This is a genomic window from Pseudomonas deceptionensis (assembly GCF_900106095.1).
Classification (GTDB): Bacteria; Pseudomonadota; Gammaproteobacteria; order Pseudomonadales; family Pseudomonadaceae; genus Aquipseudomonas; species Aquipseudomonas deceptionensis.
On sequence record NZ_FNUD01000002.1, the window covers coordinates 2,570,028 to 2,583,874 of the forward strand.

Annotated in this window: 10 protein-coding genes; 6 read left to right on the forward strand and 4 right to left on the reverse strand. The window is 59.8% G+C overall.

The window, feature by feature from the left end:
• Window positions 1–13 precede the first annotated feature (13 nt).
• Window positions 14–691 (reverse strand): leucyl/phenylalanyl-tRNA--protein transferase, encoded by a 678-nt coding sequence (aat, locus tag BLW11_RS11800; RefSeq protein ID WP_048358558.1) that lies wholly within the window; start codon window positions 689–691, stop codon window positions 14–16.
• A 361-nt stretch (window positions 692–1,052) separates the two neighbouring features.
• Between aat and ftsK the strand changes: the two genes are divergently transcribed.
• Genes ftsK through cysG form a run of 6 tightly spaced genes read left to right on the forward strand, consistent with a single transcriptional unit; the run spans window position 1,053 to window position 8,581 of the window.
• Complete coding sequence (gene ftsK / locus BLW11_RS11805; protein ID WP_420912202.1) at window positions 1,053–3,494, forward strand: DNA translocase FtsK; 2,442 nt, start codon at window positions 1,053–1,055, stop codon at window positions 3,492–3,494.
• Window positions 3,495–3,543: 49 nt separating this feature from the next.
• Window positions 3,544–4,164 (forward strand): outer membrane lipoprotein periplasmic chaperone LolA, encoded by a 621-nt coding sequence (gene lolA, locus BLW11_RS11810; RefSeq protein WP_048358556.1) that lies wholly within the window; start codon window positions 3,544–3,546, stop codon window positions 4,162–4,164.
• A gap of 28 nt (window positions 4,165–4,192) precedes the next feature.
• Window positions 4,193–5,518, forward strand: coding sequence for a replication-associated recombination protein A (locus BLW11_RS11815; RefSeq protein ID WP_048358555.1), 1,326 nt, complete (start codon window positions 4,193–4,195; stop codon window positions 5,516–5,518).
• Window positions 5,515–5,889 carry a fluoride efflux transporter CrcB gene (crcB, locus tag BLW11_RS11820; RefSeq protein WP_048358554.1) on the forward strand — a complete coding sequence of 125 codons (375 nt, stop codon included), beginning with the start codon at window positions 5,515–5,517 and terminating at the stop codon, window positions 5,887–5,889. Before BLW11_RS11815 ends, crcB begins: the two co-directional genes overlap by 4 nt.
• Window positions 5,890–5,905: 16 nt before the next feature.
• Window positions 5,906–7,186, forward strand: coding sequence for a serine--tRNA ligase (gene serS, locus BLW11_RS11825; RefSeq protein ID WP_048358553.1), 1,281 nt, complete (start codon window positions 5,906–5,908; stop codon window positions 7,184–7,186).
• The gene (cysG, locus tag BLW11_RS11830; protein WP_048358552.1) at window positions 7,187–8,581 is read left to right on the forward strand and encodes a siroheme synthase CysG; all 1,395 of its coding nucleotides are present in this window, start codon (window positions 7,187–7,189) and stop codon (window positions 8,579–8,581) included.
• A 127-nt stretch (window positions 8,582–8,708) separates the two neighbouring features.
• Here the strand turns inward: cysG and BLW11_RS11835 are convergent, their stop codons facing one another.
• The 3 genes from BLW11_RS11835 to BLW11_RS11845 all read right to left on the reverse strand — a co-directional run bounded on the left by BLW11_RS11835 (window position 8,709) and on the right by BLW11_RS11845 (window position 13,491).
• A complete protein-coding gene (locus BLW11_RS11835) occupies window positions 8,709–9,896 on the reverse strand; it encodes an osmoprotectant NAGGN system M42 family peptidase (protein WP_048358551.1) in 1,188 nt (395 codons plus the stop codon).
• A 73-nt stretch (window positions 9,897–9,969) separates the two neighbouring features.
• Entirely contained in the window at window positions 9,970–11,715 is a 1,746-nt protein-coding gene (ngg, locus tag BLW11_RS11840; protein ID WP_048358550.1) for an N-acetylglutaminylglutamine synthetase, read from the reverse strand.
• Between the two features lie 3 nt (window positions 11,716–11,718).
• Window positions 11,719–13,491, reverse strand: coding sequence for an N-acetylglutaminylglutamine amidotransferase (locus BLW11_RS11845; RefSeq protein WP_048358549.1), 1,773 nt, complete (start codon window positions 13,489–13,491; stop codon window positions 11,719–11,721).
• Between the last annotated feature and the right edge of the window lie 356 nt (window positions 13,492–13,847).

Genomic DNA, 13,847 nt, shown 5'->3' on the forward strand with positions numbered 1-13,847 from the left:
CAAAAGTCGCCTACTAAACCCACTGTGCGGTTGCAGGTTGATCCAGGTGGTTACGTAAGTAATCGGCGAATTGCAGGCGTGGGATCGAACGTGCTCCCAGGCTTTGCAGGTGATCCGTCGGCATTTGACAGTCAATCAGTACAAAACCCCAGGCCTGCAGCTGCCTGACCAGTGTTGCAAAACCGAACTTTGAAGCGTTGTCGGCGCGGCTGAACATGGATTCGCCAAAAAACAGCTGGCCCATCGCCAGCCCATACAGCCCGCCGACCAACTCTCCGTCATCCCATACCTCCACCGAGTGGGCATGGCCGCGAGCATGAAGCTCGATGTAGGCCTTTTGCATGTCGTCTGTAATCCATGTGCCGTCCGCATCTTTGCGGGGGGCTGCACAGGCCTCAATGACGCCTGCAAAGTCACGGTCAAAGCTGACCTGATAACGTTGCTGACGCAGAAGTTTGCCCAGACTGCGGGAGACGTGCAGTTCATCAGGGAACAACACGGTGCGCGGGTCGGGCGACCACCACAGGATCGGCTGGCCTTCGGAAAACCACGGAAAGCAGCCGTGGCGATAGGCCTGGATCAGCCGGTCAGCCGACAGGTCTCCACCGGCGGCAAGGAGCCCGTTAGGTTCGCGCATGGCTTTTGCCAGCGGCGGGAATGTCAGGGTGTCGCGTTTTAACCAGGTCAGCATGGCGATGAGTCTTACAGAAGAAGGGAAGGGGGGCTGCAACTCTGTCGCGCAAGTGCGGTCTCAGTCGATCTGCCGGTGAAATGTAAACTGCGTTTTGCCGGTGGTATAAGTCTTTGTCACAAAAGGTAATACATGCTCAAATTGGCGCGTCTCAGCCAGTCGCAAGACGAATCGGGCCGTACCTTGAGCCAGCGTGGCATCAACGGCTTAAACCCGTACAATGGCCTGCCTGTTTGAGCTGATCTAAACTGCACCAACGTTGCCGCAGGTCACTGCTGGCAATAATACAAGGCTGGTTTCATTTTAAGTCTGAACTTGTCGCCTGCTCGATGTGAGCAGTATTTTGCAGTCAAATTAGTCAATTAATAGTTGGGCGCGCCACAGGCGCAGGAAAAGACCCGTTTTGAAGAAATCCACAGCAGCACCCAAAGCAGTTCCTCTCTGGCGTCAGCAGTTGCACTACCGACTCAAGGAAGGTGCATTGATCGCTATCGGCGCCCTATGCCTGTTCTTGATCATGGCCCTGTTGACCTATGGCAAGGACGACCCCGGCTGGAGCCATAACAGCCGTGTCGTGGATGTACAGAACTTTGGCGGCCCTGCGGGCTCCTACAGTGCCGACATCCTGTTCATGGTGCTCGGTTACTTTGCCTATATATTTCCGTTGCTGCTGGCGATCAAGGCCTATCAGATCTTCCGCGAGCGCCATCAACCCTGGCAGTGGAGCGGCTGGCTGTTCTCGTGGCGTCTGGTGGGGCTGGTGTTTCTGGTGCTCTCGGGTGCAGCCCTGGCCCATATTCACTTCCATTCCGCCGCAGGCCTGCCGGCAGGCGCCGGTGGTGCGCTGGGCGAGAGCCTGGGTGATCTGGCCAAAAATGCGCTGAATATCCAGGGCAGTACCCTGTTGCTGATTGCATTGTTCCTGTTTGGCCTGACGGTGTTCACTGACCTGTCATGGTTCAAGGTCATGGACGTGACCGGCAAAATCACCCTTGACCTGTTTGAGCTGATCCAGGGCGCGGCCAACCGCTGGTGGGCCGAGCGCAATGAGCGCAAGCAGCTTGTGGCTCAACTGCGGGAAGTCGATAGCCGGGTCAGCGAAGTGGTTGCGCCAAGCGTTTCCGACAAGCGCGAGCAAGCCAAGGCCAAAGAGCGGCTGATCGAGCGCGAACAGGCGTTGACCAAGCACATGTCCGAGCGTGAAAAACACGTTCCTGCCGTCATTGCACCGGCCCCGGCCAAGGCGCCGGAACCGAGCAAGCGCGTGCAGAAGGAGAAACAGGCCCCGTTGTTCGTGGACAGCGCCGTTGAAGGCACGCTGCCGCCGATCTCGATTCTTGATCCAGCCGAGAAAAAACAGCTCAATTACTCCCCCGAATCCCTGGCGGCCGTTGGCCATTTGCTTGAAATCAAACTCAAGGAGTTCGGTGTAGAGGTCACGGTGGACTCGATTCACCCGGGGCCGGTGATTACCCGTTACGAAATCCAGCCTGCCGCCGGGGTCAAGGTCAGCCGTATTTCAAACCTGGCCAAAGACCTGGCACGCTCGCTGGCGGTCACCAGTGTGCGGGTGGTGGAGGTGATTCCGGGCAAAACCACGGTCGGTATCGAGATTCCGAACGAAGACCGGCAGATCGTGCGCTTCTCCGAAGTGCTGTCGACCCCCGAATACGACAACGCCAAGTCCCCGGTAACTCTGGCCTTGGGTCATGACATTGGTGGCCGTCCGGTGATCACCGATCTGGCGAAAATGCCGCACTTGCTGGTGGCCGGTACAACCGGCTCCGGCAAGTCGGTGGGTGTGAACGCAATGATCCTGTCGATCCTGTTCAAGTCTGGCCCCGAAGACGCCAAATTGATCATGATCGACCCGAAGATGCTTGAACTGTCGATCTATGAAGGCATTCCGCATCTGTTGTGCCCGGTGGTTACGGACATGAAGGATGCTGCCAACGCTCTGCGCTGGAGCGTTGCCGAGATGGAGCGCCGCTACAAACTGATGGCCAAGATGGGCGTGCGCAACCTGGCGGGTTTCAACCAGAAGGTCAAGGACGCCCAGGATGCTGGCGAGCCGCTGGTCGACCCGTTGTACAAGCGCGAAAGCATGCACGACGAAGCGCCGCTGCTCGTGAAGTTGCCGACCATCGTGGTGGTGGTCGACGAATTTGCCGACATGATGATGATCGTCGGTAAAAAGGTTGAAGAGCTGATCGCACGTATTGCCCAGAAAGCACGGGCCGCCGGCATTCACTTGATCCTCGCCACCCAGCGTCCTTCGGTGGACGTGATTACCGGCCTTATCAAGGCCAACATCCCGACCCGTATGGCGTTCCAGGTATCGAGCAAGATCGATTCGCGCACCATCATCGACCAGGGCGGCGCCGAACAACTGCTGGGCCATGGTGACATGCTCTACATGCCGCCCGGCACCAGCCTGCCGATTCGTGTGCACGGCGCGTTCGTATCGGACGATGAAGTGCACCGGGTGGTGGAGGCCTGGAAATTGCGCGGCAGTCCGGACTACAACGAAGACATCCTTGCGGGTGTTGAAGAACCTGGCAGCGGTTTTGACGGCGGCAGTGATGGCGGCGATGACGCTGAAACCGATGCGCTCTACGACGAAGCGGTACAGTTTGTACTTGAAAGCCGTCGCGCCTCGATCTCTGCTGTACAGCGCAAATTGAAGATCGGTTACAACCGCGCGGCCCGCATGATCGAATCCATGGAAATGGCCGGGGTTGTCACCTCGATGAACACTAACGGCTCGCGTGAAGTACTGGCGCCAGCCCCGATGCGCGATTGACCTGCCCGGTTTTCAGCCGGCAGGTTCCAACTAATCAATGAGGATTTCCATGCGTTTTGCCAGCATGCTTTTGCTACCGGTATTGGCTTTTTCTTCGCTTTCGGCTCATGCCGACGCTGACAGTGTGAAACGTCTTGGTCAATTGCTCGGGTCCGATACCATCACTGCACGCTTCTCCCAGTTGACGCTGGATGGCAGCGGCACGCAGTTGCAGGAAACCGCCGGTGAAATGTCGGTCAAGCGCCCAGGGTTGTTCTACTGGCACACCGATGCTCCAAACGAGCAGTTGATGGTTTCTGACGGCCAGAAAGTCTCACTTTGGGACCCGGATCTGGAACAGGTCACGATCAAGAAGCTGGACCAACGCCTGACCCAGACCCCTGCCTTGTTGCTGTCGGGTGATGTGTCCAAGATCAGCGAAAGTTTCGATATCACCTCCAAGCAAGCCGGTGATGTGATGGACTTCACCCTCAAGCCCAAGACCAAGGACACGTTGTTCGACTCCCTGCGCCTGTCGTTTCGCGGTGGCAAGATCAACGACATGCAGTTGATCGACAGCGTGGGTCAGCGCACCAACATCCTGTTCACCGGGGTCAAGGTCAACGAGCCAGTTCCTGCATCCAAGTTCAAGTTCGATATCCCGAAAGGGGCTGATGTCATCCAGGAATAAGCCCTGGAAGAGGTTTCAAAAGCTGCCCATGGATCTGTTTCGAAGTGCCCCGATAGCCCAACCCTTGGCTGCCCGTTTGCGAGCAGCCAATCTGGACGAGTACGTCGGTCAGGAACACCTGCTTGCCCGCGGCAAGCCCTTGCGCGAAGCGCTGGAGCAGGGTGCGCTGCATTCGATGATCTTCTGGGGCCCGCCGGGTGTGGGTAAAACCACCCTGGCGCGGCTGCTGGCAGAAGTGTCGGATGCGCATTTTGAAACCGTTTCGGCGGTGCTGGCCGGGGTCAAGGAGATCCGTCAGGCGGTCGAAATCGCCAAGCAGCAGGCGGGCCAGTATGGCCGGCGCACCATCCTGTTTGTCGACGAAGTGCATCGCTTCAACAAGTCGCAGCAAGATGCGTTCTTGCCTTATGTCGAAGATGGCACCCTGATTTTTATCGGGGCGACCACCGAAAACCCTTCCTTTGAGCTGAACAACGCACTGCTGTCGCGGGCGCGGGTGTATGTGCTCAAAAGCCTTGACGAAGCAGCCCTGCGCAAGCTGGTGCAGCGTGCGCTGACGGAAGACAAGGGCCTGGGCAAGCGAGACCTGAGCCTGAGCGACGAGGGCTTCCAGATTTTGCTGCGGGCGGCCGACGGTGATGGCCGGCGTTTGCTCAACCTGCTGGAAAACGCCTCGGACCTGGCCGAAGACCACAGTGAAATCGGCACCGACCTGCTGCATAACCTGCTGGGCGATACCCAGCGGCGTTTCGACAAGGGCGGCGAAGCTTTTTACGATCAGATATCGGCGTTGCACAAATCGGTACGCGGCTCCAACCCGGACGGCGCCTTGTACTGGTTTGCGCGCATGATCGACGGCGGCTGCGACCCGCTGTACATCGCCCGGCGCGTGGTGCGCATGGCCAGTGAAGACATTGGCAACGCCGACCCGCGGGCCTTGAGCCTGTGCCTGGCCGCCTGGGACGTACAGGAGCGTCTCGGCAGCCCGGAAGGCGAGCTGGCCGTGGCCCAGGCCATCACGTATCTGGCTTGCGCGCCAAAAAGCAACGCGGTGTACATGGGTTTCAAGGCTGCGTTGCGCAGCGCCGCCGAGTACGGCTCGCTTGAAGTGCCGCTGCATCTGCGCAATGCGCCAACCAAACTGATGAAGCAACTGGGCTACGGTGATGAATACCGCTATGCCCATGACGAGCCCGATGCCTATGCCGCTGGCGAAGACTACTTCCCGGATGAGCTGGAGCCGTTGCCCTTGTATCAGCCGGTCCCGCGGGGGCTGGAACTGAAGATCGGCGAGAAGCTTAAACACCTCGCGGCACTTGATCGCGCCAGCCCCCTGCAACGGAGAAAACCGTGATTCCATTGGTCGTGGCCGTCTCGGTGGGAGGCATTGCAGGCACCTTGTTGCGCTTTGCCACGGGAAACTGGATCAACGCCAATTGGCCGCGGCACTTTTATACCGCGACATTGGCCGTTAATATCGTGGGCTGCCTGCTGATTGGCCTTTTGTACGGACTTTTTCTGATGCGCCCGGAAGTACCGATTGAAGTCCGAGCCGGGCTGATGGTCGGTTTCCTGGGTGGTTTGACCACTTTTTCATCCTTTTCACTGGATACGGTGCGCCTGCTTGAAACCGGGCAAGTGCCACTGGCACTGGGCTATGCAGCCCTCAGCGTATTCGGCGGGCTGCTCGCAACCTGGGCTGGCCTGTCCCTGACCAAACTTTGATAAACGAGAAACCGACATGCTCGATTCCAAACTGTTACGTACTAACCTGCAGGACGTAGCGGATCGCCTGGCATCCCGTGGCTACAAGCTGGACGTGGCGCGCATCGACGCGCTGGAAGCCAAGCGTAAAGAAGTCCAGACCCTGACAGAGAAGCTGCAGGCCGAGCGCAACGCCATCTCCAAAAGCATTGGTCAGGCCAAGGCTCGCGGTGAAGACATCGCGCCGCTGATGGCCAGTGTTGAAACCATGGGCAGCGATCTGGCCAATGGAAAGGTTGAGCTGGACGCGATCCAGACTGAACTGGACTCGATCCTGTTGGGCTTGCCGAATCTGCCGGACGCTTCGGTGCCGGTCGGTGCTGATGAAGATGACAACGTCGAGATCCGTCGCTGGGGCACCCCCAAGTCCTTTGATTTCGACATCAAGGACCACGTTGCACTGGGCGAGCAATACGGCTGGCTGGATTTTGAAACCGCCGCCAAGCTGTCCGGTGCCCGCTTTGCCTTGCTGCGCGGGCCAATCGCCCGCCTGCATCGCGCACTGGCGCAGTTCATGATCAACCTGCATACCGGCGAACACGGCTACGAAGAGGCTTACACGCCTTATCTGGTCCAGGCGCCTGCGCTGCAAGGTACTGGCCAACTGCCGAAGTTCGAAGAAGAGCTGTTCAAGATCAGCCGCGAAGGCGAAGCTGATTTTTACCTGATCCCTACCGCCGAAGTGACGCTGACCAACATCGTCGCGGGCGAAATCGTTGAACACAAGGCCCTGCCGATCAAGCTTGTGGCGCACACGCCGTGCTTCCGCAGTGAGGCAGGTGCATCGGGTCGCGATACACGCGGCATGATTCGCCAACATCAGTTCGACAAGGTTGAAATGGTGCAGATCGTTGAACCGTCGACTTCGATGGACGCGCTGGAAGGTCTGGTCGGCAACGCTGAAAAGGTCCTGCAACTGCTGGAGCTGCCATACCGCACCCTGGCGCTGTGCACCGGCGACATGGGTTTCAGCGCGGTTAAAACCTACGATCTGGAAGTGTGGATCCCGAGCCAGGACAAGTACCGCGAAATTTCGTCGTGCTCCAACTGCGGTGATTTCCAGGCCCGTCGCATGCAAGCGCGTTTCCGCAACCCGGAAACCGGCAAGCCTGAACTGGTTCATACCCTCAACGGTTCCGGTCTGGCGGTAGGTCGTACGCTGGTCGCCGTATTGGAAAACTACCAGCAGGCTGACGGCTCGATTCGTGTGCCTGAAGTGCTCAAGCCTTACATGGGCGGCGTTGAGGTCATCGGCTAAATGGAGTTTCTGCCGCTGTTTCATAACCTGCGTGGCAGTCGTGTACTGGTGGTCGGCGGTGGGGAAATTGCCTTGCGCAAATCCCGGCTGCTGGCCGATGCCGGTGCGGTGCTGCGGGTTGTCGCACCCGCCATAGAGCCCCAGTTGTGCGAATTGATAAACAGCAGTGGCGGTGAGCAGGTATTGCGCGGTTATGTCGAGTCTGACCTCGAAGGCTGTGTCCTGATCATTGCTGCCACCGACGATGAGCCGTTAAACGCTCAGGTCTCCGCCGACGCCCGTCGTCGCTGCGTACCGGTCAACGTGGTGGATGCACCTGCCTTGTGCAGCGTGATCTTCCCCGCGATTGTCGACCGCTCGCCGCTGGTGATCGCCATTTCCAGTGGCGGTGATGCGCCGGTACTGGCGCGTTTGATTCGCGCCAAGATCGAAACCTGGATTCCTTCGACCTACGGTCAGCTTGCGGGCCTTGCGGCGCGCTTTCGAGCCCAGGTCAAAGGCTTGTTTCCAGACGTACAGCAGCGGCGCGGTTTTTGGGAAGACGTTTTCCAGGGTCCGATTGCCGACCGCCAACTGGCCGGGCAGGGCGCCGAAGCCGAGCGCTTGCTGCTGGCAAAGATCAATGGCGAAGCGGCCCAAACCACCGGTGAGGTTTACCTGGTAGGTGCCGGGCCGGGTGATCCTGACTTGCTGACGTTCCGTGCCCTGCGCTTGATGCAGCAAGCCGATGTGGTGCTTTACGACCGCCTGGTGGCGCCGGCGATTCTTGAGCTGTGCCGTCGCGATGCCGAGCGTGTGTATGTCGGCAAGCGTCGTGCCGAGCATGCCGTGCCGCAAGACCAGATCAACCAGCAACTGGTGGACCTGGCCAAGCAAGGCAAGCGTGTGGTGCGACTCAAGGGTGGCGATCCGTTTATCTTTGGTCGTGGCGGTGAAGAAATCGAAGAGCTGGCCGCTCACGGGATTCCCTTCCAGGTGGTCCCGGGGATTACCGCTGCCAGTGGTTGCGCAGCCTATGCCGGCATTCCGCTGACTCATCGCGATTACGCGCAGTCCGTGCGTTTTGTGACCGGGCATCTGAAGGACGGTACCAGCAATCTGCCCTGGAGCGACCTGGTCGCGCCGGCACAGACGCTGGTGTTCTACATGGGCCTGATCGGTTTGCCGATCATCTGCGAACAACTGATCAAGCACGGTCGTTCGGCAGATACCCCGGCGGCTTTGATTCAGCAAGGTACGACGTCCAATCAGCGTGTCTTCACCGGCACCTTGAAAGACTTGCCGACGCTGGTGGCGGAACATGAAGTTCATGCACCGACCCTGGTGATTGTGGGCGAAGTGGTATTGCTGCGTGAGAAGCTGAAGTGGTTTGAAGGGGCGCAGTCTCAGGTCTGACGCTGCCCTCACCTCAACCCTCTCCCGGAGGGAGAGGGGGCTGATTTGTGGTGTTTTTTGAATCCGCGTGCGTTCAGTCCCCTCTCCCCGTGGGAGAGGGCTAGGGTGAGGGGCTTTTGCCCTTGCCTCAGTTCCGGTTATCCCCCATCAAACTCTCCACCGACGGCACTCGCGTGTCGCTCTCCATCTGCGCATCGTGTTCAATTTGATGGCTGAAGCGGTCCAGCGAACCTTGCGCCGGCTGTGCATCGCTGGCAAAGACGGGCGGGCTGAGGATGTAGGCACCGAGCAAGCGACTCAACGCCGCCAGGCTGTCGATATGGGTACGCTCATAGCCATGGGTCGCATCGCAACCAAACGCCAGCAGGGCGCAACGAATGTCATGCCCGGCAGCGACCGCAGAATGGGCATCGCTGAAGTAGTAACGGAACATGTCTCGGCGCACCGGCAGTTCATGCTCGCTGGCCAAATGCAGTAAATGGCGCGACAAGTGATAGTCATAAGGGCCCCCCGAGTCCTGCATTGCCACACTGACCGCATGTTCGCTGGAATGCTGGCCTGGCGCCACCGGGGCAATATCGATCCCCACAAACTCACTGACATCCCACGGCAATGCAGCTGCCGCGCCGCTCCCGGTTTCCTCGGTGATGGTAAACAGCGGGTGACAGTCAATCAGCGGCTGCACGCCACTGTCGACGATTGCCTTGAGCGCGGCCAGCAACGCGGCAACCCCGGCTTTGTCATCCAGGTGACGGGCGCTGATATGACCGCTTTCGGTGAACTCCGGCAGTGGGTCAAACGCCACAAAATCGCCGATATTGACCCCCAGCGAATCGCAGTCGGCACGAGTGGTGCAGTACGCATCCAGCCTTAATTCGATATGGTCCCAACTGATCGGCAGTTCATCCACGCCGGTGTTGAACGCATGCCCCGAGGCCATAAGCGGCAGCACACTGCCGCGAATCACGCCATTGTCGGTAAACAGGCTGACACGGCTGCCTTCGGCGAAACGACTGGACCAGCAGCCCACAGGTGCCAATACCAGCCGGCCGTTGTCTTTGATCGCCCGTACGCTGGCACCAATGGTGTCCAGGTGTGCCGCGACGGCGCGGTCCGGGCTGCTTTGCTGGCCTTTGAGGGTGGCGCGCAAGGTGCCGCGGCGCGTCAGCTCGAAGGGGATACCCAGTTCATCGAGACGTTCGGCAACGTAGCGCACGATGGTGTCGGTAAAGCCCGTAGGGCTGGGAATGGCGAGCATTTCCAGCAGGACCCGTTGCAGGTACTCAAGGTCGGGTTCAGGGAGGGTGCGATTCATGAAAACTCCTGAGGCAAGGCCGGCCGCGTCGTGTAAACGCGGCATGCACAGTGATGACGTTCAGCGCCGCCGTTTAAGGCGCGGGCTGACTGTGGGGGAAGAGCAAATCGATAAAGCGTTCGGCAGTGGGCTGCGGTTCATGATTGGCCAGGCCGGCCCGTTCGTTGGCTTCGATAAACACATACTCGGGCTGGTCGGCGGCAGGGACCATCAGGTCCAGCCCGACCACCGGGATATCCAGCGCTCGCGCGGCGCGAACGGCGGCGGCAGCCAGGACCGGGTGCAAGATGTCGGTCACGTCTTCAAGGCAACCACCGGTGTGCAGATTGGCGGTGCGGCGCACGGCCACTAACTGACCGGCTGGCACAATGCTCTCGTATTCATAGCCTGCAGCTCGCACGCTGCGCAGGGTTTCGGCATCCAGCGGAATCCGGCTTTCACCTTCGGTCGCCGCCTGGCGGCGACGGCTTTGGGCTTCAATCAGTTGGTGGACGCTGTGCAGGCCGTCCCCCATTACCTGCGCGGGGCGGCGTATGGCGGCGGCAACCACGTCGAAGCCAATCACCACAATCCGCAGGTCGAGCCCCTCGTGAAAGCTTTCCAGCAGCACCCGGCTGTCGAATGCCCGGGCTGCCTCGATGGCCTGTTGCACCTGTTCGATGCTGTCCAGGTCCACCGCCACGCCATTGCCTTGCTCGCCATCCACCGGCTTGACCACCACCCGGGAATGGCACTCAAGAAACGCCAGATTGTCATCGGCGGTGCCCGCCAGCTGCTGGGCAGGCATGTTCAGCCCGGCATTGCTCAGGATGCTGTGGGTCAGGCGCTTGTCCTGACACAGGCTCATGCTGATGGCGCTGGTCAGGTCGCTCAATGATTCGCGGCAACGAATCCGCCGCCCGCCCTGACTGAGGGTGAACAGCCCGGCGGCCGCGTCGTCAATTTGCACATCGATCCCGCGTTTGTAAGCTTCCTCCACCAGAATGCGGGCGTAGGGGTTGAGCCCCGCTTCAGGCCCGGGGCCCAGAAACAGCGGTTGGTTGATGCCGTTTTTACGCTTGATGGCAAAGGTCGAGAGGGTGCGAAAGCCCAGCTTGGCGTAGAGGCTTTTCGCCTGGGCGTTGTCATGCAGCACGGACAGGTCAAGGTAGCTCAAGCCGCGACTCATAAAGTGCTCGATCAGGTGCCGTACCAGCACTTCACCGACACCGGGTCGTGAGCACTGCGGGTCTACCGCCAGACACCAGAGGCTGCTGCCATTCTCTGGGTCATGAAAGGCGGTGTGGTGATTCAAGCCCATGACACTGCCAATCACCGCGCCGCTGTCCTCATCCTCCGCCATCCAGTAGACCGGGCCGCCCTGGTGCCGCGCCGTGAGCAGCGCCGGGTCGATGGGCAGCATTGAGCGCGCCTGATACAAGGTGTTGATCGCGCTCCAGTCCGCTTCACTTTGCGCGCGGCGTATACGGAAGCCGCGAAACACACGGGTGGCAGGGCGGTAGTCGGTAAACCACAGGCGCAAAGTGTCCGATGGATCGAGAAACAGCTGTTGCGGCGACTGGGCCAAGACCTGCTGGGGTGCGGCGACGTACAGCGCAATGTCGCGCTCGCCGGGTTGTTCATTGAGCAACTCATTCGCCAGACTGGCGGGGTTGGGGAAGGTATGCCCAATCAGCAATCGCCCCCATCCGCAATGCACGGCCACGGGCAGTGCATCTAGCGGGCTGCCGTCTTCGGCAAAGCGCGCCTGCAGGCGTTCATAAGACGGTGTCTGGCCACGCAGCAAGCGCTGGCTATAAGCTGTAGCGAGGGGTTTCATCGATTAGATTCCTTGTTCGCTCAGCCACAAATTCAGTGCTGCCAGTTGCCACAGTTTCGAGCCATTTAAAGGCGTCAACTGGCTTTGCGGGTGGGTCAGCAGTTGATCGAGCATCGCCGGCTGAAACAGCCCGCGATCCTGGCTCGGGTCCAGCAGCAAATCGCGCACCCAATTGAGGGTGTTGCCTTCCAGGTGCTTGAGCCCGGGTACCGGGAAGTAGCCTTTTTTACGGTCGATCACTTCGCTCGGGATCACCAGGCGTGCCGCTTCCTTGAGTACTTGCTTGCCGCCGTCCGGCAGTTTGAAGCGCGCAGGAATCCGCGCTGACAATTCGGCGAGGCGGTAATCAAGAAACGGCGTGCGGGCTTCAAGGCCCCAGGCCATGGTCATGTTGTCGACCCGTTTGACCGGGTCGTCCACCAGCATCACCGTGCTGTCCAGGCGCAAGGCTTTGTCGACCCCGGCGTCGGCCCCCGGTCGGGCGAAATGCTCGCGTACAAAGTCCCCGGCCGCGTCATTGGCCGTCAGCCACTGCGGCTGCACCGTGGCCTTGTATTCGTCATAACTGCGATCGAAAAACGCTTCGCGGTAAGCGGCATACGGGTCGTTGGCGGCGTCGACTGGCGGATACCAGTGATAGCCGGCAAACAGTTCGTCGGCGCCCTGGCCGCTTTGCACTACCTTGCAGTGCTTGGCCACTTCCCGTGACAGGAGGTAAAACGCGATGCAGTCATGGCTGACCATCGGCTCGCTCATGGCCCGGAAGGCCGCAGGCAATTGCTCGATGATCTCGTGTTCGCCAATGCGCAGTTGGTGATGGCGGGTGCCGTAATGTTTGGCGATCAGGTCCGAATACTCGAATTCGTTACCGCGTTCGCCGCCTGCGTCCTCAAAGCCGATGGAGAAGGTCGACAGATCCTGTACGCCAACGTCCCGCAGCAAACCCACCAGCAAGCTAGAGTCGACCCCGCCCGAGAGCAGCACACCGACATCCACGGCCGCGCGTTGGCGAATAGCCACAGCTTGGCGGGTACTGTCGAGTACGCGGTCGCGCCAGTCTTCGAGGGTCAAGTCGAGTTCGTCGGCGTGGGGGCCGTAGGGCAGGGTCCACCAGGTTTTCTGCTCGGTGTGACCGCTGGCATCAATGCGCAGCCAGGTGGCCGGGGGCAGTTTTTCAATCCCGGCAATCAAGGTGCGGGGTGCGGGCACCACAGCGTGGAAATTCAGGTAGTGGTTGAGCGCGACCGGGTCGAGCATCGGGTTGATGTCGCCTCCCTTGAGCAGCGCCGGCAGGGTGGACGCAAAGCGCAAGCGCTCCCCGGTACGCGACAGGTACAGCGGTTTTACCCCCAGACGGTCGCGGGCGATAAACAGGCGCTGCGCATCGCGCTCCCAGATGGCAAAGGCAAACATGCCATTGAGCTTGGGCAACAGCGCTTCACCCCAGGCGTGATAGCCCTTGAGCAGCACTTCGGTGTCGCCATCCGAGTAAAAGGCGTAACCGAGGTTTTCAAGTTCGGCCCTTAGTTCGGGGAAGTTATAGATCGCGCCATTGAATGCCAGTGACAGGCCAAGCTGATTGTCGATCATCGGCTGGGCCGAGCCGTCTGACAGATCCATGATTTTCAGTCGGCGATGGCCCAGGGCTATCGGCCCCTGACTGTGGAAACCCCAGGCATCGGGGCCACGTGGAGCGAGGTGGTGGGTGATGCGTTCGATGGCTGCCAGGTCGGCAGGTTGTTGATCAAAACGTAACTCGCCAGCTAATCCGCACATGGTGTGTAAGTCCTTGGTATTTCGGCATGTGGTGCTACAGGTTGAGGCGGCGCCTTTGCGGGGCGCCCGGTAGCGCTTGGGCCCGGTTTTAAAGGGCGATGCAGCGCCTGGCTGCATCGCCAGCCCATGCGAAGCGGGGCTAATAACACCCGCGGCGCGATAAATGACCGTGTTTTATCGAGTAACTGAGACCCGGATCGTTCAATAAAACTTACAAGAGGTCGATCAAGCAGACGCTTGCACGGGGCGCAAGGCAGGGGGCAGCCAGTAGTTATTTATGGGTGCCGGGTGCTTGTGAGGCGTTGGGTTGGTAGGCTCGTTTGGTCACTTGCCAGGGCATTTAAAGAGAGGTTGTC